Source organism: Serratia sp. SCBI (assembly GCF_000747565.1).
Lineage (GTDB): Bacteria > Pseudomonadota > Gammaproteobacteria > Enterobacterales > Enterobacteriaceae > Serratia > Serratia ureilytica.
Genome location: NZ_CP003424.1, coordinates 4,863,423 through 4,882,086, shown reverse-complemented (window position 1 = coordinate 4,882,086; position 18,664 = coordinate 4,863,423). Strand labels below are relative to the sequence as shown.

Sequence of the window (18,664 nt, the reverse complement as noted above, 5' to 3'; positions counted from 1 at the left end):
CCTTCGGGCCCCATTTTCTATTCCAGACTACGATGCAGTTGTAACAGCAGACGGTCCATACTGCGATAGCTCAGCGCTTCGCTCAGGTGGCGCCTGCCGATCTCGACATCCCCCGCTAAATCCGCCAGCGTGCGCGCCACTTTCAAGATGCGCTGCCAGGCGCGGACCGATAACCCCAACGCGTTTAATGTCGCTTCCAAAAACTCGGCGTCTGCCGCCTGCAACACGCAATCCCGTTCCACTTCACGGTTGTTTAACAGCGTGTTGATTTTACCGGCGCGTTCGAGCTGCCGGGTGCGTGCCTGTCGCACTCTTTCCCGCACCTGCTCGCTGCTTTCTCCCTGAGTTTGCCGCTTACTGAGCGTACCTGGAGGTAACAGCGGCACTTCGATAGACAGATCGAAACGATCGAGAAAAGGCCCTGACAGCCGGGCCAGGTAGCGCAGCACCTGCTGCGGCGAGGCGCGATTATGCATGCCCTGGTAATGCCCGGTTGGGCTGGGATTCATCGCCGCGATCAATTGCACCTTGGCCGGGAAGCAGACCTTGGCGTTGGCGCGTGAAATCACGATCTCGCCGGATTCCAGCGGTTCACGCAGCGCATCCAGCACCTTACGCTCGAATTCCGGCAGCTCATCCAGAAACAGCACGCCGTTATGCGCCATAGATATCTCACCCGGGCGCGGCAGTGAGCCGCCGCCGACCAACGCCGCCATCGATGCGCTGTGATGCGGTGCGCGAAATGGCCTCTGGCGCCATGGCAAAGCGGTGAGAACAGGATGCTGCAAGCTGGCGACCGCCAGGCTTTCCAGCGCCTCAGGTTCCGTCAGCGGCGGCAGTAAGCCCGTCAGTCGGCTGGCCAGCATGGTTTTACCGGTGCCCGGCGGCCCAATCAGCAGCAGGTTATGCCCGCCGGCGGCGGCGATCTCTAATGCCCGCTTGGCCTGCTCTTGGCCGATGATGTCGCGCAGATCGGCGTTTTCATGCGGGTTGTCTGCCGCGGGAGGCGTGATGGCTACCGGCAGCTCGCCCTGACCGAGCAAAAAGGCACAGACCTCCAACAGGTGTTGGGCAGTATGGGATTGTGACTGCGCAATCAGGCCGACCTCGGCGGCGTTGTCCGTGGAGAGGACCAATTGTCGTCCGGCGTCAGCCGCCGCCAGCGCCGCCGGGATGGCGCCTCTGACCGCGCGCAGCGCGCCGGACAGCGCCAGTTCGCCAAGAAACTCGTAGCGTGCCAACGGTGCGAGGGGTAGTTGCTCGGAGGCGGCGAGGATCGCCAGCGCAATCGGCAGATCGTAGCGCCCGCCTTCTTTCGGCAGATCGGCCGGTGCCAAATTGACGGTGATGCGGCGGGCGGGAAAGGTGAAACCGTTGTTGATCAGGGCGCTGCGCACCCGATCGCGCGCCTCTTTTACCGTGGTTTCCGGCAGGCCAACCAGCGTCAGGCCGGGCAGGCCATTGCTGATATGCACCTCTACCGTTACGGAAGGGGCCTGAACGCCGATGATGGCGCGGCTATAGATTACCGCCAGTGACATATCGCTCTCCTTGCTGAGGGCGGCATGATGCGCGATTTATCCAGGTGCCGCGCGGCGTTCTTGGCATTTTTTCCATGAAACTCGCAGCATAATCACTGATTTTCATCGAATTGAACGAAATTGTGCGAACCGCCTCGCAGCCTATGGCAATACCCATTAACAATTCGCTGAAGCCTGCAACACATTAGCGGCCTGTACGCATTGCAGCCATAGGCTTGATGGGTGTATTTAACAATTGATTAAAAGAAAAATCACTTCTTTAACACACTCCGACCGCCGCCGCAGTCTGCACGGCAGCCGCTAAATCTCCTGACTTCGTACTCTACGGTAGGGATAACACTATGTTTGGTTGGACCCCGCTGCAACGCAATGCGGCAATCGCCAGTTTTTCAAGCTGGACGCTCGACGCTTTCGATTTTTTCGTGCTGGTATTCTTACTCAGCGACATCGCACAATCCTTTCACGTCGGCCTGGAACAGGTCACGTTGGCGATTCTGCTCACGCTGGCGGTGCGGCCGATCGGCGCGCTGATCTTCGGGCGCGCTGCGGAAAAATATGGCCGCAAACCGATCCTGATGCTGAATATCGTCTTCTTCTCGGTGTTTGAGCTGCTCTCCGCCGCCGCGCCCTCGCTGACGGTCTTCTTGCTGTTACGAGTGTTGTACGGCGTTGCGATGGGCGGTATCTGGGGCGTGGCGTCATCATTGGCGATGGAAACCATACCGGACCGCTCGCGCGGCTTGATGTCGGGCATTTTCCAGGCCGGCTATCCGTTCGGTTATCTGCTGGCGGCGGTGGTGTACGGCCTGCTGTTCGAAACGGTCGGCTGGCGCGGCATGTTCGTCATCGGCGCGGCGCCGATCCTGCTGCTGCCGTTTATTTATTATTGCGTGCAGGAGTCGCCGGTGTGGCTGGCGGCGCGTGAACGTAAAGAAAGCAGCGCCTTGCTGCCGGTGTTGAAGAGCCACTGGAAGCTGTGCTGCTATCTGGTGCTGCTGATGGCGGCGTTCAATTTCTTCTCTCACGGCACGCAGGATCTGTATCCGGTATTTCTGAAAGTTCAGCACGGTTTCGATCCGAAAACCGTCAGTATCATCGCCATTAGCTACAATATCGCGTCAATTATCGGCGGCGTTTTCTTCGGTTCGTTATCGGAAAAAATCGGCCGAAAAAAAGCGATTATCATCGCCGCATTGTTGGCGTTACCGGTGATCCCGCTGTGGGCATTTTCCAGCGGTTCGCTGATGCTCGGGATCGGCGCTTTCCTGATGCAATTCATGGTGCAGGGCGCCTGGGGCGTGGTGCCGACCTACCTGACCGAGCTGGTACCGGCCAACACCCGCGCGGTGCTGCCGGGGTTCGTGTATCAGCTGGGCAACCTGATCGCTTCGGTCAACGCCACGCTGCAAGCCACCCTCGCCGAGCATCATGGGCATAATTACGGCCTGGCGATGGCCATGGTTGCCGGGACGGTGGCGGTGGCGATCGCTCTGTTGGTGTTCTTCGGCAAGGATACACGCGGCAAGGCCATCACCGGCGCGGTGAAAAATCCAGGTATGCGCGCCAACGTGTGAAATCCGGGCGATTCGCGTGAGGTATGACCAGATTGCGCCGAATAATAACGCAAAAAAAGTGTTGTCATGTCGCGCGCGGCTGTGGTACCTCTGTAAGCATTAGTTCTGAATGAGCACAGTGAACAAACCCATTATGAAAGCCTTTGCCCAAGTGATTAGCCTAGTCGTGATTAGCGTGGTGGTGATTATTATCCCACCGTGCGGGGCTGCACTTGGACGAAGAAAGGCTTAGCAAACAAGCCGGAATCGCAAGAGAACCCCCGCACCGTTAGGTCCGGGGGTTTTTTATTGGCAAGAGAAAAGTGGAGCAAGGGGCAGAGCATGAAAAACAGAACAAAATCCTGCGGTTGTCGAAGTAAGGCGGGGAAATAACTATGAATGGCGCTCAGTGGGTAGTTCAAGCGTTGCGTGCGCAGGGTGTGGATACCGTATTCGGCTATCCGGGCGGGGCAATCATGCCGGTGTACGATGCGCTGTACGACGGCGGCGTGGAACACCTGCTGTGCCGCCATGAACAGGGCGCCGCCATGGCCGCCATCGGTTACGCCCGCGCCACCGGCAAAGTCGGTGTCTGTATCGCCACTTCCGGTCCCGGCGCCACCAACCTGATCACCGGGCTGGCGGATGCGCTGCTCGATTCCGTTCCCGTTGTCGCCATCACCGGTCAGGTGGGGTCCGTGCTGATCGGCACCGATGCCTTTCAGGAGATCGATGTTCTCGGCCTGTCTCTGGCCTGCACCAAGCACAGCTTCCTGGTGGAATCGCTGGATGCCTTGCCGGGCATCATGGTGGAAGCTTTCGCCATCGCCGCCGGCGGCCGCCCTGGCCCGGTGCTGATCGATATCCCGAAAGACATCCAGCTGGCGCAAGGCGACCTGCATCCGCATTTGATGCCGGTCGATGAAGCGCCGGCATTACCGACGGCGGCGTTGGCCGAGGCGGCTGAGCTGCTGGCGCAGGCGCATAAACCGATGCTGTACGTCGGCGGCGGCGTGGGCATGGCGCAGGCGGTGCCGGCGCTGCGCGAGTTCATCGCCGTGACCCGCATGCCGAACGTCGCCACCCTGAAGGGGCTGGGCGCGCCGGATGCGCAAGATCCGCTGTACCTCGGCATGCTGGGCATGCACGGCACCAAGGCCGCTAACCTGGCGGTGCAGGAGTGCGATCTGCTGATCGCCGTCGGCGCGCGTTTCGATGACCGCGTGACCGGCAAGCTGAATGCCTTCGCGCCGCACGCCAAAGTGATCCACATGGACATCGACCCGGCGGAGATGAGCAAGCTGCGCCAGGCGCATGTCGCCCTGCAGGGCGATCTGAAAGCGTTGCTGCCGGCGTTGCAGCGCCCGCTGAACATCGCCGCTTGGCGGCAACGGGTGACGGCGCTGAAAGCCGATCACGCCTGCCGCTACGATCATCCCGGCCAGCCGATTTACGCGCCGCTGTTCTTGCGCCAGCTGTCCGCCCGCAAGCCGGCCAACAGCGTGGTGACCACCGACGTCGGCCAGCACCAGATGTGGAGCGCGCAGCACATGACGTTCGAGCGCCCGGAGAATTTCATCACCTCCAGCGGCCTCGGCACCATGGGGTTCGGCGTGCCGGCGGCGGTCGGGGCCCAGATCGCGCGTCCGCAAGATACGGTGATCTGCGTCTCGGGCGATGGCTCCTTCATGATGAACGTGCAAGAACTGGGCACCATTAAGCGCAAACAGCTGCCGCTGAAGATCGTGCTGCTGGACAACCAGCGCCTCGGAATGGTGCGCCAATGGCAGCAGCTGTTCTTCGACGGCCGCTACAGCGAAACCAACCTGTCCGATAACCCCGACTTCCTGATGCTGGCCGCCGCCTTCGGCATTCCCGGCCAGCGCATCAGCCGCAAGGATCAGGTGGAGGGCGCGCTCGAGGCGCTGTTCAACACCGAAGGCCCTTATCTGCTGCAGGTCTCTATCGACGAACTCGAAAACGTCTGGCCGCTGGTGCCGCCGGGCGCCGGCAACGAAACCATGTTGGAGGAAATATCATGATGCAGCATCAACTCTCGATCCAGGCGCGTTTTCGCCCCGAAATGTTAGAGCGCGTATTGCGGGTCGTGCGTCATCGCGGCTTTCAGGTTTGTGCTATGAATATGGTTTCCCCGGCCAACGCCGACAGCATCAATATCGAATTGACCGTTGCCAGCCCGCGTCCGGTCGCCCTGTTGTCATCTCAATTAAGCAAACTGATGGACGTCTCCTGCGTCGAGATCCAGCAGCCAACATCACAACAAATACGCGCCTGAGGCGCCGAGAAGGATAAATAACAATGACAAAGAAAGCCGATTACATTTGGTTCAATGGTGAGATGGTTCCTTGGGCCGAGGCCAAAGTGCACGTGATGTCGCACGCGTTGCATTACGGCACGTCGGTGTTTGAAGGCGTACGCTGCTATGACTCGCACTTGGGGCCGGTGGTATTCCGTCATCGCGAGCATATGCAGCGCCTGCACGATTCGGCGAAAATCTACCGCATGCCGGTGTCGCAAAGCGTCGACGAGCTGATGGAAGCCTGCCGCGCTACGCTGCGCAAGAACAACCTGGTCAGCGCGTACATTCGTCCGCTGGTGTTCGTCGGCGATGTCGGCATGGGCGTCAACCCGCCGGCCGGTTATAAAACGGACGTGATTATCGCGGCGTTTCCTTGGGGCGCTTATTTGGGTGAAGAAGCGCTGGATCAAGGCATCGATGCGATGGTCTCCTCCTGGCACCGCGTCGCACCAAACACGATCCCCACTGCGGCCAAGGCCGGCGGCAACTATCTTTCCTCCCTGCTGGTGGGCAGCGAAGCGCGCCGCCACGGCTATCAGGAAGGCATCGCGCTCGACGTGCACGGCTACATTTCCGAAGGGGCGGGCGAGAACCTGTTTGAAGTGAAAGACGGCGTGCTCTATACCCCGCCGTTCACCTCGTCGGCGCTGCCGGGCATCACCCGCGACGCGATCATTAAGCTGGCGAAAGACATGGGCTTCGAGGTGCGCGAGCAGGTGCTGTCGCGCGAATCGCTGTACCTGGCCGACGAAGTGTTCATGTCCGGCACCGCGGCGGAAATCACGCCGGTGCGCAGCGTGGACGGCATTCAGGTCGGCATCGGCAAATGCGGCCCGGTGACCAAACAGATCCAACAGGCGTTCTTCGGCCTGTTCAGCGGCAAGACCGAAGACAAATACGGGTGGCTGGATCCGGTAAACCCGTAACGACAAGGCTCGCCGCGCAGCGTGGCGGACGACAAGACAGACAAGATAAGAAATATCCAGGCGGTTCGTTCGCCGCCTGCCATAAATACATTTGGAGTGAAAAGAGCATGCCTAAGTACCGTTCCGCCACCACCACCCACGGCCGCAATATGGCGGGTGCCCGCGCATTGTGGCGCGCGACCGGGATGACCGACGCCGATTTCGGCAAGCCGATCATCGCCGTGGTCAACTCCTTTACCCAGTTCGTGCCGGGTCACGTGCATCTGCGCGATCTGGGCAAACTGGTCGCCGAACAGATCGAAGCTTCAGGCGGCGTGGCCAAAGAGTTCAACACCATCGCGGTGGATGACGGCATCGCCATGGGCCACGGCGGCATGCTCTATTCCCTGCCGTCGCGCGAGCTGATCGCCGACTCGGTCGAATACATGGTGAACGCCCACTGCGCCGACGCGATGGTGTGCATCTCCAACTGCGACAAAATCACCCCGGGCATGCTGATGGCAGCGTTGCGCCTGAACATCCCGGTGATTTTCGTTTCCGGCGGCCCGATGGAAGCCGGCAAAACCAAACTCTCCAACCAGATCATCAAGCTGGATCTGGTGGACGCGATGATCCAGGGCGCGAACCCGAACGTCAGCGACGCCGACAGCGAGCAGATCGAGCGTTCCGCCTGCCCGACCTGCGGTTCCTGCTCCGGCATGTTCACCGCCAACTCGATGAACTGCCTGACCGAAGCGCTGGGCCTGTCGCAGCCGGGCAACGGTTCGCTGCTGGCCACCCACGCCGATCGCAAGGAACTGTTCCTCAACGCCGGCAAGCGCATCGTCGAGCTGACCAAACGTTATTACGAGCAGGATGACGAAAGCGCGCTGCCGCGCAATATCGCCAACAAGGCGGCGTTCGAAAACGCCATGACGCTGGATATCGCCATGGGCGGTTCGACCAACACCGTGCTGCACCTGTTGGCTTCTGCGCAGGAAGGCGAGGTGGACTTCACCATGGAAGACATCGATCGCCTGTCGCGCAAAGTGCCGCACCTGTGCAAGGTGGCGCCGAGCACGCAGAAATATCACATGGAAGACGTGCACCGCGCCGGCGGCGTGATCGGCATCCTCGGCGAGTTGGATCGCGCCGGCTTGCTGAACCGCGAGGTGAACAACGTATTGGGGCTGACCCTGCCGCAGACGCTGGAAGCCTACGACGTGATGCTGACCCGCGACGAAAGCGTCAAGAAAATGTACTCCGCCGGGCCGGCCGGTATCCGCACCACGCAGGCATTCTCCCAGGATTGCCGTTGGGATTCGCTGGACACCGACCGCAAGGAAGGCTGCATCCGCACCCGTGAGCACGCTTACAGTCAGGACGGCGGGTTGGCGGTGCTGTACGGCAACCTGGCGGAAAACGGCTGCATCGTCAAAACCGCCGGCGTCGACAAGGAAATCCTCACCTTCCGCGGCCCGGCCAAAGTGTATGAAAGCCAGGACGACGCGGTAGAAGCGATCCTCGGCGGCAAAGTGGTAGCGGGCGACGTAGTGGTGATTCGCTACGAAGGGCCGAAAGGCGGGCCGGGCATGCAGGAAATGCTTTACCCAACCACCTACCTGAAATCGATGGGGCTGGGCAAGGCGTGCGCGCTGATCACCGACGGGCGTTTCTCCGGCGGCACCTCCGGGTTGTCCATCGGCCACGCTTCGCCGGAAGCGGCTAACGGCGGCCTGATCGCCCTGGTGCAGGACGGCGACATGATCGCGATCGACATTCCTCATCGCGGCATCCAGCTGGATGTCAGCGAGCAGGAGTTGGCGGCGCGGCATGAGGCGGAACTGGCGCGCGGCGACGCGGCCTGGACGCCGAAAAATCGTGAACGTCAGGTGTCCTTCGCGCTGCGCGCCTACGCCTCGTTGGCCACCAGCGCCGACAAAGGCGCGGTGCGCGACAAGAGCAAACTGGGGGGATAAGCAGCATGGCGGTCTCTCAACCCCTACCCAGCGCCCCCTGCGGCGCGGAATATCTGCGAGCGGTACTGCGCTCGCCGGTTTACGAGGTGGCGCAAGTCACCCCGTTGCAGGCCATGAGCAAAATCTCTTCGCGCCTCGGCAACACCATTTTGGTGAAGCGCGAAGATCGCCAGCCGGTGCACAGCTTCAAGCTGCGCGGGGCCTATGCGATGATCGCCGGGCTGGACGAAGAGCAGAAGGCGCGCGGCGTCGTGACGGCTTCGGCCGGCAACCACGCGCAGGGCGTCGCCTTCTCCGGTAAACGGCTGGGGATCAAAACGCTGATCGTGATGCCGGTGTCCACCGCGGACATCAAGGTGGATGCGGTGCGCGGCTTCGGCGGTGAAGTGTTGCTGCACGGCGCCAATTTCGACGAGGCCAAAGCGAAGGCGATCGAGCTTTCCCAACAGCAGGGCATGACCTTTGTGCCGCCGTTCGATCACCCGACGGTGATCGCCGGGCAGGGCACGCTGGCGATGGAGCTGCTGCAGCAAGACGCGCATCTGGATCGGGTTTTCGTGCCGGTCGGCGGCGGCGGCCTGGCCGCCGGGGTGGCGGTGCTGATCAAACAGCTGATGCCGCAGATCAAAGTGATCGGCGTCGAAGCGGAAGACTCCGCCTGCCTGCGCGCGGCGCTGGATGCCGGCCATCCGGTGGATCTGGCGCGCGTCGGGCTGTTCGCCGAAGGCGTGGCGGTGAAGCGCATCGGCGACGAAACCTTCCGCCTGTGCCGTGAGTATCTGGACGACGTGATCACCGTGGACAGCGACGCCATCTGCGCGGCGGTCAAAGATCTGTTCGAGGACGTGCGCGCCATTGCCGAACCTTCCGGCGCGCTGGCTTTGGCGGGGCTGAAAAAGTACGTCCAGCAGCACAACATTCAGGGTGAGCGGCTGGCGCACGTGCTGTCCGGCGCCAATCTCAACTTCCACGGGCTGCGCTATGTTTCCGAGCGTTGCGAACTGGGCGAACAGCGCGAAGCGCTGCTGGCGGTGACCATTCCGGAACAGCAGGGCAGCTTCCTCAAGTTCTGCCAACTGCTGGGCGGGCGCTCGGTGACCGAATTCAACTATCGCTACGCCGATGCCGACAGCGCCTGCATTTTCGTCGGCGTGCGGCTGACGCGCGGCCACGCCGAACGGCGGGAGATCATCGACGAACTCAACGCCGACGGTTATCAGGTGGTGGATCTGTCGGACGACGAGATGGCTAAACTGCACGTGCGCTACATGGTGGGCGGGCGTCCGTCGAAGCCGCTGCGCGAACGGCTGTACAGCTTTGAGTTTCCGGAGTCGCCGGGCGCGCTGCTGAAGTTCCTGCAGACGCTGGGCACGCACTGGAACATCTCGCTGTTCCACTATCGCAGCCACGGCACCGACTTCGGCCGGGTGCTGGCGGCCTTCGAGCTGGCGCAAAGCGAGCCGGAATTCGAGCGGCACCTGCAGGCGCTGGGCTACGATTGCCACGACGAAACCGACAACCCGGCGTTCCGCTTCTTTTTGCAGGGGTGAGTCCGGTGGGTTTATCCGACCGGTTGTCCCGTTTAGCGGCAGAAGGCCAGGAGATGGAAAGCCAAATCGCGGCGCGCGATCGTGCGCTTTTCGCCGGCGTGGATGCGCAGCTCGAGCAGCATTTCCTGACGCCGGGCCAGCGGCTGTCACCACCGGGCGTCGGCAACGTCATGCTGCTGATGGTGTGCCTGATGCTGGGCCTGGCGGGCGTGATGGGTCTGGTCACGGATGTGGCGGCCGCCTGGAGCGGCAAGACCTCCGCCGCCGTGTTGATGGGCAGCGGCGCGATCGTGGCGGTGTGGATGACGCTGATCCTGTTCCAACTGGTGCAGGGTAAAAACAGTGGGGTGGTATTGCTGCAATATTACCTTGGCATGCTCGGTCTGTGTTGCCTCGGCGGCGCGGCGGCGTGGGCGGCGGGCATGACCGGCATCGCCACCGGCGCCCTGCTGCTGGGGGGCGCGGTTGGCGGGGCGCTGTTCAGCAACCGGGCGGCGTTCTACCTGTATGTCGCCTATTTCCGCACGCGTCGGCGCGTGTTTATCAAACGCCGTTGGCAGAGGGAAGATCTGCGCAATACCCGATAAACCGTCAGAACGGAAAAACTTATGACGCAACCTTTCTCCGGCTTTAGCCAGCAGGGCCTGAATTTCCTGCAGCAGGTGCGGATCGAGAACGATAAGGCGTGGTTCGACGGCAACCGCGACATCTACGATCGCGAGCTGCTGGCGCCGTTTCGCGCGCTGGTGGAGCAGCTTGCTCCCAGCATGCTGGCGATCGATCCGCAGTTCGAGACTCGCCCGGCGATCGGCAAAACGCTGTCGCGCATTCATCGCGATACACGGTTTTCTCACGACAAGTCGCGCTACCGCAGCCGCATGTGGCTGACGTTCAAGCGCCCGAGCAAAGACTGGAAAGATGCGCCGGTCTACTTTTTCGAACTGGGGCCGGACATGCTGCGCTATGGGCTCGGTTACTACAGCGCCAACAAGCCGACCATGGATCTGTTCCGCCATACGCTGAAACAGCGGCCGCAGCCTTTCCTGGAGGTGGCCGCCTGTTGCCGGCCGCCGTTCGAGCTGGTGGGCGAGAGCTACAAGCGTCCGCTGGTCAAGGAGCAGGCGGCGGAGATCGCAACCTGGTACAACCGCAAATCGTTCGCGGTGATGGTCAGCGACAGCGCGGTGGAAAAGCTGTTCAACGCCGATCTGGCGCCGCTGCTGGCCGGGGCATTTTTGCAGCTTGAGCCGCTCTATCACTGGCTGATGCAGGTGGAGGCGATGAAGCAGGTCGATCCGGCCGACCTGTAAAAACCCCGCGTCAGCGGGGATGCAGCAATCGCCAAAAGGCGTCGATCAGCGGATCGCTGAGGCGTTTTTTCTGGACGCAGACCCCCAACTCGAACGGTTCGACCATCGAGATGTTATCCAGCTGCGAGATGCGGTTGCGCACCGGTTCCGGGCTGTTGTCCACCACCACGCTCGGGATCAGCGCGATGCCGCAGCCCAGGGCCACCATCGACACGATGGCTTCGTGGCCGCCGACGGTGGCGTAAATCAGCGGATTGCTGATGCGGTGACGGCGGAACCACAGTTCGATGCGTTTTCGCGAAGGGCCGTGCTCCGGCAAGATGAAGGGGATCTCGGCCCAGTCGGGCTTGTCGGCGAACGCCTGGCTGCGCACCGCGCAGGGCAGCGCCGGCGCGATCAGCACCAGCGGAATTTCGCCGATTTTGGTGAACGCCACGCTGGCGGGCAGCGTTTCCGGCCGGCCGGCGATGCCGAGATCGGCCTCGTTAGACTGCACCTTGTCGACCGCGTCGGCGGCGTCGCCGGTGGTCAGCTTGATCTCTACCAGTGGGTGCTGCGCGCGGAAGCGGTCGAGGATCGGCGGCAGGTGGCTGTACGCGGCGGTCACCGAGCAGAACAGCCGCAGTTCGCCGCTCAGCGAAGGGCCGTGCTGGCCGAGCGAGTGCTTGAGCTGCTGATATTGCAGCAGCGTTTGCTGGGCGAATTCTTTCAGCTGTTCGCCGGCGTCGGTGAGCTGCACGGTGCGGTTATCGCGCAGGAACAGCGGCTGCCCGAGGATCTCTTCCAGCCGCTGGATCTGGCGGGAGAGCGTCGACGGGCTGACGTGCATCGCCTTGGCGGTACGCCCGAAGTGATGGCTTTCGGCCAGATGCAGGAACAGCTTTAAATCACGTAAATCCATATCGATACGCTCGCAGTGAGAGTGTTGCAAAAATTGCAATGTCACGTTCTCAATATATCAATTTAAGCAACGCATTTCCTGTTATACATTGAGTTTAACGAATCTCCGCACAGACAGGGCGGGGAATGAAAATAACAATGCAAGACAACATCAAACCGGAGTACCACCATGGCTAACTATTTCAACACATTGAACCTGCGTCAGCAGTTGGCGCAATTGGGTAAATGCCGCTTTATGGCGCGCGACGAATTTGCTGACGAAGCCGGCTACCTGAAAGGTAAAAAAGTGGTGATTGTCGGCTGTGGCGCCCAGGGGCTGAACCAGGGTCTGAACATGCGCGATTCCGGTCTGGATGTCGCCTATGCCCTGCGCAAAGAAGCGATCGACGAGAAGCGCGCTTCCTGGCGCAAGGCGACCGAAAACGGCTTCAAGGTCGGCACCTACGAAGACCTGATCCCGCAGGCGGATCTGGTAGTCAACCTGACGCCGGACAAGCAGCACTCTTCCGTGGTGCGCGCGGTGCAGCCGCTGATGAAAGACGGCGCGGCGCTGGGTTACTCCCACGGCTTCAACATCGTTGAGGTGGGTGAGCAGGTGCGTAAAGACATCACCGTGGTGATGGTTGCGCCGAAATGCCCGGGCACCGAAGTGCGTGAAGAGTACAAGCGCGGCTTCGGCGTGCCGACCCTGATTGCGGTTCACCCGGAAAACGATCCGAAAGGCGAAGGCATGGCGATCGCCAAGGCTTGGGCGGCGGCGACCGGCGGCCACCGCGCCGGCGTGCTGGAGTCTTCCTTCGTCGCCGAAGTGAAATCCGATTTGATGGGCGAGCAGACCATTCTGTGCGGCATGCTGCAGGCGGGTTCGCTGCTGTGCTTCGACAAGCTGGTTGCTGAGGGCACCGATCCGGCTTACGCCGAGAAACTGATTCAGTTCGGCTGGGAAACCATCACCGAAGCGCTGAAGCAGGGCGGCATCACCCTGATGATGGATCGCCTGTCCAACCCGGCCAAGCTGCGCGCCTATGCGCTGTCCGAACAGCTGAAAACCATCATGGCGCCGCTGTTCCAGAAGCACATGGACGACATCATCTCCGGCGCGTTCTCCAGCGGCATGATGGCCGACTGGGCGGAAGACGACGTGAAACTGCTGACCTGGCGCGAAGAGACCGGCAAAACCGCATTCGAGAATGCACCGCAGTTTGAAGGCAAAATCAGCGAGCAAGAGTACTTCGATCACGGCGTGCTGATGGTGGCGATGGTGAAAGCGGGCGTAGAGCTGGCGTTCGAAACCATGGTCGATGCCGGCATCATCGAAGAGTCGGCTTACTACGAGTCGCTGCACGAGCTGCCGCTGATCGCCAACACCATTGCGCGTAAGCGTCTGTATGAAATGAACGTGGTCATCTCCGATACCGCAGAGTACGGCAACTACCTGTTCGCCAACGCGGCGGTGCCGCTGCTGAAGGACTTTATGACCACCCTGCAGGCGGGCGATTTGGGCAAAGCTGTGGCGGGTACGGCGGTGGACAATGCGCAGCTGCGCGACGTGAACGAAGCGGTGCGCAGCCACCCTATCGAAACCGTCGGCCGTAAACTGCGCGGCTACATGACCGATATGAAACGCATCGCCGTCGCGGGCTGATTTTCCGCAAGGCAAAGCACAAAGAGAAAGAGCCGGCAGCGATGCCGGCTTTTTTTATGCCTCCGGCATCATTGCGGCGGGAATGATGGCGCCGCGATGCTGGATCACCGTAGCGGCCAGCAGATGGCCGCGCTGCGCCGCCCGTTGGGCGCTGCCGCCGTTCAGGCGGGCCGCCAGGTAACCGGCGCTGAAAGAATCGCCCGCTGCGGTGGTGTCGACGACACGCTCTGGCGGCAGCGCGATCGCCGGCACCTCAAGCTTCTCCCCTGCCATACTGAACACCAGACAGGCGTGCGCGCCGCGTTTGATGACGATCTCGCCGACGCCGAGCGCCTGTGTGCGAGCTACCGCCTGTTCGATAGGCTGCGCTCCCCACAGCAACTCTTCGTCATCCAGCGTCAGAAAAGCGATGTCGGTACAGGCCAGCACCTCGCGGTAGGCCTGCTGCGTTTCCTCACGGCTTTGCCACAGGCGCGGGCGGTAATTGTTGTCGAAGATCACCTTGCCGCCGTTGGCGCGACAGCGGCGCAGCAGCGCCAGCAGTTTCATGCGATCGGCAGGCGCGAGGATCGCCAGGCTAATGCCGCTGAGGTACAAGTAATCGAACTGCGCCAGCCGTTCGCACAGTGCGTCGGCCTGCGGTCCCGCAAGCCAATACCGGGCGGCGGCGTCATTGCGCCAGTAGTAGAAAGTACGTTCGCCGGCGGCGTCGGTTTCGATGAGGTACAGGCCCGGCAGCTTGTTGTCGAATTGCTGAATCAACCCGGTCTCGATCTTCTCCTGCCGCCAGGCCTGCAGCATGTCGCCGCTGAAACTGTCGGTGCCGAGTGCGGTGACATAATGCACCCGTAGCGTCTGTTCCGGCATTTGGCGGGCGAGGTAGACGGCGGTGTTGAGGGTATCGCCGCCAAAGCCGCGCGTCAGCTGTGCGCCCTGCTGCGACAGCTCGATCATGCATTCGCCGATCACGGCGAGATTTCGGATAGTCATCGTCAATAAGCCCTGGCTAAAGAAGAAGCAATAGCCGCCAGTCTCCACGCAAGGCGGTCAGAGAGTCAATAAATTAAAACGGCGTTTTAATTTTTTATGATCGCGATCGGCGAACGCGGGCAGGACGGAGGAGAAACGGGCGGCAATTCGGCTTAAAGTTTTACGCCGCGTTGCCGATAAGCTGGGTAAAGAAACAGCGGCAGCGCTCTCATTTCCCCGCCACGGCGATAGTACCGATGATAACCAATCTGATCTCTGGTCTGCTGGCGCCTTGTTTTGCCCTCTATGCCTGCGCCAAATCGCGGCGCTACTGGCGGCAATGCCGGCGCTTGTATACCTTCCAGCCGATTTATCGCACCAGCGGCGCGCTGCTGGCGGTGGAACTGCTGACGGCGGTGTATCACCCGAATGAGCCGGACAAGCGGCAATCCCCGGAGCATTATTTTTCCTCGCTCGGCGTCGCCCAGCGTTTGCAGGTGATCCAGGAACAGCTGGCGCTGTTGCAGCGCTGGCAGGCATTGTTCATTCGTCACGCGGTGATGGTGTCGGTCAATATCGACGGCATCGCGCTGCAAGCGTTGCAGCGCCATAGCGCGTTGCAACGGCAGATCGCCGAGATGCCCTATCTGCGCTTCGAGCTGGTGGAGCACGCCGAAACGGCGTCAAACCGCCCGCTGCAGCAGATCGTCGGCGGCGAGCGGCTGTGGCTGGACGATTTCGGCAGCGGGCTAGCCAACTTCTCCGCCGTCGGCGCCTGGCGTTATCAATACATCAAGGTGGCGCGCGAATTGTTTACCTTGCTCAAACAGTCGGAAGAGGGCGTCCAGCTGCTCGGCACCCTGATCAAGATGATGAACCAGCACAGCGACGGGGTGATCGTCGAGGGCGTGGAAACCGAACAAGAGTGGCGGCTGGTGCAGCGTTCCGGCGCGTTGGCCGCTCAGGGCTACTACCTTTCCCGCCCGGCGTGCTTTGAAACTCTGCACAGCGTGCCGACGCTGTTCGCCGCGCCCGGCGCGCCGGCGTGAACTCCGGCCTATCCTCAGCTAGGCTTAAACGGGGCTGCTAACTCCTTTTCCTTTCATTCGGCAGCCCGATTTATGCGCTGAGGGAGCCGCTATGACAAGAACAGGAAAGGTTTTCAGCTGGCTGGGCGGCATTGTGCTGCTGCTGATCGTCGCGCTGGCGATCTTCATTGCTACCTTCGACTGGAATCGACTCAAGCCCACCATCAACGACAAAGTGTCGGCCGAACTGCGGCGACCGTTCGCCATTCGCGGCGATCTGGGCGTCGACTGGTCGCGCAATCCGGATGAGGGCGGCTGGCGCGCCTGGGTGCCCTGGCCGCATATTCACGCCGAAGACGTGTGGCTGGGTAACCCGAAAAACATGCCCGGCGACAGCATGGTGACGCTGCAGCGCGTCGACGCCAGCATTGCGCCGCTGGCGCTGCTGGGTAAAGAGCTGCTGATCCCGCGCATCTGGCTGAAGCAGCCGAATGCTTCGTTGCAACGTCTGGCCAACGGCGACAACAACTGGACGTTTGACCTGGCCGCCGGCCAGGATCCCAAACAGCCGCCTTCCGACTGGTCGTTCACCGTTCACGACATCGTATTCGACAAGGGGCAGATCGCCTTTAAAGACGCCACGCTGAAGGCGGATTTCCGCGCCGTCATCGATCCGCTCGGCAAGCCGTTGCCGTTCAGTGAAGTGACCGGCAAACAGGGCGGCGACAAGGCCGCGACCCCCGATTACGTTTTCGGCTGGCAGGTGAAGGGCAAATATAACGGTGAACCGTTGAGCGGCAGCGGCAAGATTGGCGGCATGCTGTCGCTGCAGAGCGCCGATTTGCCGTTCCCGCTGCAGGCCGATGTGCGCTCCGGCAGCACCCGGGTGGTGGTCGCGGGCACCTTGTCCGATCCGCTGAACCTCGGCGGCCTGGATGTACAGCTGAAATTTTCCGGTGAAAGCCTGAGCAACCTCTATGGCCTGACCGGCGTGTTGTTGCCGAATACCCCGCCGTATGCGACCGATGGCCATCTGACCGCCCGTCTGCATCAGCCGGGCGGCGCGGTGTTTGAGTACCAGAAATTCGACGGAAAAATCGGCGACAGCGACATTCACGGCAGCTTGAAGTACGTTGCCGGTAAACCGCGGCCCACGCTGAGCGGCGCGGTGAACGCCCGGCAGCTGAGGTTGGCGGATCTGGCGCCGCTGATCGGCGCCGACTCCAACGCCGCCAAAGCCGGGCGCGGCGAGAAAAGCCGTCAGCCTGCGGATAAGGTGCTGCCGGTCGAACAGTTCGATACGCAAAGCTGGAGCAAGATGGATGCGGACGTGAAGTTTGCCGCCGCGCGCATTGAACGCGGCAGCGATTTGCCGCTGAGCGATCTGGCCACGCACCTGAAGCTGAACAATGGCGAACTGCGCCTGGATCCGCTGCGCTTCGGCATGGCGGGCGGCAGCCTGAACGCCGTCGTGCGCCTCGACGGCGGCAAAAAGCCGATGCGCGGGCAGGTGGATATGCATGCACGCAAACTTCAGCTTAAACAGCTGTTGCCGAACGTGGAGGCGATGAAGCGCAGCCTCGGGCAGATGAACGGCGACGCCAGGCTGACGGGCAGCGGCAATTCGGTGGCCGAGCTGCTGGCGACCAGCAACGGCGATCTGCGCCTGCTGATCAATAACGGGGTGATCAGCCGTAGCCTGATGGAGATCCTCGGTCTGAACGTCGGTAACTATCTGGTGGCGCAGCTGTTCGGTGACGACGTGGTGGGCATCAACTGCGCGGCGGCGGACGTCGGCATCCGCAGCGGCGTCGCCGCGCCGCGACTGTTCGTGTTCGACACCGAAAACGCGGTGATCAACATCACCGGCAACACCAACCTCGCCACCGAACGGCTGGATTTGTCCATCGATCCGGAAAGCAAGGGCATGCGCGTGCTGACCCTGCGATCGCCGCTGTACGTGAAAGGCACCTTCAAGCATCCGGACGCCGGGGTCAAAGCCGGGCCGCTGATCGCGCGCGGCGCGGCGGCGGTGGCGTTGGGGGCGGTGCTGACGCCAAGGCGGCGAGGAGAACCAGTGCGGGCAGATCCTGCGGGAGATGAAAGGCAAAAAATAAGTCAGGCGCGCGGCGGCGGCGTGAGCAGCCGGCAGTCGTGATCCTGGATCTCTTCCGCCGAGGCCAGGGTGAACGGCAGCAGGCTGCGCTCGGTTGCCAGCAGCAGGAAATCCCCGTCCGGCAGCGCGGTCATCGCCAGGCCGAAGCTGCCCATGCGCCCGTCGGCGCGCGGCAGGCCGGAGGCCAGCAGGCGGAAGGCGCCCTGTTGTTCCAGTTCGGCGGGGGTCACCCGCCGCCCCAGATAGTCATGCCCCAACAGGCCGCCGGGCAGCGGTTGCCATTGCTCGATGAAATGGGGGCCGACCTGCGCCAGCCGCTGTTTTACCGCCGGCAGCAGGCAGGAGATATGAATGTGCAGCTGGTTTTGCGTGCGGCCATATTCCGAATTGATCGCCAGTGAAATATCGCCGTCGTCGATCGGTTTGCCATAGCGTTCCGCCATCACGTGGCGCGCGCGCCAGGCCTGGGCGAAGAAATTCGGCGTGGCGGCGTCCAGCACCGCCGGGCTTTCGATACCGGTGATTTTGGCGCTGGGCATCAGCAGGTATTGCAGCGGCCCGTTGCGATCTTTAAACACCACGAAACCGGCCTGCACATCCACCTGCGCGCAGGGCGCCGGGTTGTCATGCGCCTGCTGATTGGGCAGACATTGCTGGCTGACGATGCGCCACAGCGCATCGGGATGGTCGGGTTTCAACCCGTAATAGAGCGCGATGGCGAGAGCCGCCAGCAGCGCCACGCAGACAAATACCCCACGACGCAGAGACATCGGCCGATCCTGTTACCGAGAGAAACGTCCAGCATAGCCCGGTTTTATGACAGGAAACGAACAACGCGTGCGGCCCCC

General features: G+C 61.9%; 15 protein-coding genes and 1 pseudogene. 12 read left to right on the top strand and 4 right to left on the bottom strand.

What is annotated here, in order from left to right; translation table 11 throughout:
* Positions 1-17: 17 nt before the first annotated feature.
* On the bottom strand, positions 18-1,541 hold the full coding sequence (locus SERRSCBI_RS22700) for a YifB family Mg chelatase-like AAA ATPase (RefSeq protein ID WP_042785551.1): 1,524 nt from the start codon (positions 1,539-1,541) through the stop codon (positions 18-20).
* Between the two features lie 341 nt (positions 1,542-1,882).
* Here SERRSCBI_RS22700 and SERRSCBI_RS22695 point away from each other — a divergent pair, with 341 nt between their 5' ends.
* The 9 genes from SERRSCBI_RS22695 to SERRSCBI_RS22660 all read left to right on the top strand — a co-directional run bounded on the left by SERRSCBI_RS22695 (position 1,883) and on the right by SERRSCBI_RS22660 (position 11,158).
* Entirely contained in the window at positions 1,883-3,115 is a 1,233-nt protein-coding gene (locus SERRSCBI_RS22695; RefSeq protein ID WP_033645380.1) for an MFS transporter, read from the top strand.
* A gap of 133 nt (positions 3,116-3,248) precedes the next feature.
* The gene (gene ilvL / locus SERRSCBI_RS24430) at positions 3,249-3,347 is read left to right on the top strand and encodes an ilv operon leader peptide (protein WP_013814970.1); all 99 of its coding nucleotides are present in this window, start codon (positions 3,249-3,251) and stop codon (positions 3,345-3,347) included.
* Positions 3,348-3,489: 142 nt separating this feature from the next.
* Entirely contained in the window at positions 3,490-5,136 is a 1,647-nt protein-coding gene (gene ilvG / locus SERRSCBI_RS22690) for an acetolactate synthase 2 catalytic subunit (RefSeq protein ID WP_042785550.1), read from the top strand.
* Entirely contained in the window at positions 5,133-5,390 is a 258-nt protein-coding gene (gene ilvM, locus SERRSCBI_RS22685; protein WP_004929955.1) for an acetolactate synthase 2 small subunit, read from the top strand. The genes ilvG and ilvM overlap by 4 nt, the downstream gene beginning before the upstream one ends.
* Positions 5,391-5,413: 23 nt before the next feature.
* Entirely contained in the window at positions 5,414-6,340 is a 927-nt protein-coding gene (locus SERRSCBI_RS22680; protein ID WP_016930475.1) for a branched-chain amino acid transaminase, read from the top strand.
* A 107-nt stretch (positions 6,341-6,447) separates the two neighbouring features.
* Positions 6,448-8,298: a dihydroxy-acid dehydratase gene (ilvD, locus tag SERRSCBI_RS22675; RefSeq protein ID WP_015379395.1), complete on the top strand. Its 1,851-nt coding sequence runs from the start codon at positions 6,448-6,450 to the stop codon at positions 8,296-8,298.
* A gap of 5 nt (positions 8,299-8,303) precedes the next feature.
* Positions 8,304-9,848 carry a threonine ammonia-lyase, biosynthetic gene (gene ilvA / locus SERRSCBI_RS22670; RefSeq protein WP_033652693.1) on the top strand — a complete coding sequence of 515 codons (1,545 nt, stop codon included), beginning with the start codon at positions 8,304-8,306 and terminating at the stop codon, positions 9,846-9,848.
* Positions 9,849-9,901: 53 nt separating this feature from the next.
* A complete protein-coding gene (locus SERRSCBI_RS22665; protein ID WP_046687959.1) occupies positions 9,902-10,435 on the top strand; it encodes a hypothetical protein in 534 nt (177 codons plus the stop codon).
* A 21-nt stretch (positions 10,436-10,456) separates the two neighbouring features.
* The gene (locus SERRSCBI_RS22660; protein WP_033652695.1) at positions 10,457-11,158 is read left to right on the top strand and encodes a DUF2461 domain-containing protein; all 702 of its coding nucleotides are present in this window, start codon (positions 10,457-10,459) and stop codon (positions 11,156-11,158) included.
* Positions 11,159-11,168: 10 nt separating this feature from the next.
* On the opposite strand, the gene ilvY is transcribed toward SERRSCBI_RS22660, so the two are convergent.
* The gene (ilvY, locus tag SERRSCBI_RS22655) at positions 11,169-12,059 is read right to left on the bottom strand and encodes an HTH-type transcriptional activator IlvY (RefSeq protein ID WP_004929971.1); all 891 of its coding nucleotides are present in this window, start codon (positions 12,057-12,059) and stop codon (positions 11,169-11,171) included.
* 168 nt (positions 12,060-12,227) lie between these two features.
* Between ilvY and ilvC the strand changes: the two genes are divergently transcribed.
* The gene (gene ilvC / locus SERRSCBI_RS22650) at positions 12,228-13,703 is read left to right on the top strand and encodes a ketol-acid reductoisomerase (RefSeq protein WP_033636408.1); all 1,476 of its coding nucleotides are present in this window, start codon (positions 12,228-12,230) and stop codon (positions 13,701-13,703) included.
* Positions 13,704-13,757: 54 nt separating this feature from the next.
* Here ilvC and SERRSCBI_RS22645 read toward each other — a convergent pair whose 3' ends face one another.
* Positions 13,758-14,693, bottom strand: coding sequence for a sugar kinase (locus tag SERRSCBI_RS22645; protein WP_033645373.1), 936 nt, complete (start codon positions 14,691-14,693; stop codon positions 13,758-13,760).
* 236 nt (positions 14,694-14,929) lie between these two features.
* On the opposite strand from SERRSCBI_RS22645, the gene pdeH reads away from it, so the two are divergent.
* Together pdeH and SERRSCBI_RS22635 are read left to right on the top strand one after the other, a co-directional pair.
* A complete protein-coding gene (pdeH, locus tag SERRSCBI_RS22640; protein WP_042785549.1) occupies positions 14,930-15,721 on the top strand; it encodes a cyclic-guanylate-specific phosphodiesterase in 792 nt (263 codons plus the stop codon).
* A gap of 91 nt (positions 15,722-15,812) precedes the next feature.
* A pseudogene (locus SERRSCBI_RS22635) lies at positions 15,813-17,817 on the top strand (AsmA family protein).
* A 1-nt stretch (position 17,818) separates the two neighbouring features.
* Here SERRSCBI_RS22635 and SERRSCBI_RS22630 read toward each other — a convergent pair.
* The gene (locus tag SERRSCBI_RS22630; RefSeq protein WP_042785548.1) at positions 17,819-18,586 is read right to left on the bottom strand and encodes a CDP-diacylglycerol diphosphatase; all 768 of its coding nucleotides are present in this window, start codon (positions 18,584-18,586) and stop codon (positions 17,819-17,821) included.
* Positions 18,587-18,664: the final 78 nt, after the last annotated feature.

Excerpts from the sequence above, each read along its gene's own strand:
- SERRSCBI_RS22695 (WP_033645380.1), top strand. The coding sequence starts at position 1,883 with ATGTTTGGTTGGACCCCGCTGCAACGCAATGCGGCAATCGCCAGTTTT.
- SERRSCBI_RS22680 (WP_016930475.1), top strand. The coding sequence starts at position 5,414 with ATGACAAAGAAAGCCGATTACATTTGGTTCAATGGTGAGATGGTTCCT.
- ilvC (WP_033636408.1), top strand. The coding sequence starts at position 12,228 with ATGGCTAACTATTTCAACACATTGAACCTGCGTCAGCAGTTGGCGCAA.
- ilvY (WP_004929971.1), bottom strand. The coding sequence starts at position 12,059 with ATGGATTTACGTGATTTAAAGCTGTTCCTGCATCTGGCCGAAAGCCAT.
- SERRSCBI_RS22700 (WP_042785551.1), bottom strand. The coding sequence starts at position 1,541 with ATGTCACTGGCGGTAATCTATAGCCGCGCCATCATCGGCGTTCAGGCC.
- ilvM (WP_004929955.1), top strand. The coding sequence starts at position 5,133 with ATGATGCAGCATCAACTCTCGATCCAGGCGCGTTTTCGCCCCGAAATG.
- ilvL (WP_013814970.1), top strand. The coding sequence starts at position 3,249 with ATGAAAGCCTTTGCCCAAGTGATTAGCCTAGTCGTGATTAGCGTGGTG.
- ilvD (WP_015379395.1), top strand. The coding sequence starts at position 6,448 with ATGCCTAAGTACCGTTCCGCCACCACCACCCACGGCCGCAATATGGCG.
- SERRSCBI_RS22660 (WP_033652695.1), top strand. The coding sequence starts at position 10,457 with ATGACGCAACCTTTCTCCGGCTTTAGCCAGCAGGGCCTGAATTTCCTG.
- SERRSCBI_RS22665 (WP_046687959.1), top strand. The coding sequence starts at position 9,902 with ATGGAAAGCCAAATCGCGGCGCGCGATCGTGCGCTTTTCGCCGGCGTG.
- pdeH (WP_042785549.1), top strand. The coding sequence starts at position 14,930 with ATGATAACCAATCTGATCTCTGGTCTGCTGGCGCCTTGTTTTGCCCTC.
- ilvA (WP_033652693.1), top strand. The coding sequence starts at position 8,304 with ATGGCGGTCTCTCAACCCCTACCCAGCGCCCCCTGCGGCGCGGAATAT.
- ilvG (WP_042785550.1), top strand. The coding sequence starts at position 3,490 with ATGAATGGCGCTCAGTGGGTAGTTCAAGCGTTGCGTGCGCAGGGTGTG.
- SERRSCBI_RS22645 (WP_033645373.1), bottom strand. The coding sequence starts at position 14,693 with ATGACTATCCGAAATCTCGCCGTGATCGGCGAATGCATGATCGAGCTG.
- SERRSCBI_RS22630 (WP_042785548.1), bottom strand. The coding sequence starts at position 18,586 with ATGTCTCTGCGTCGTGGGGTATTTGTCTGCGTGGCGCTGCTGGCGGCT.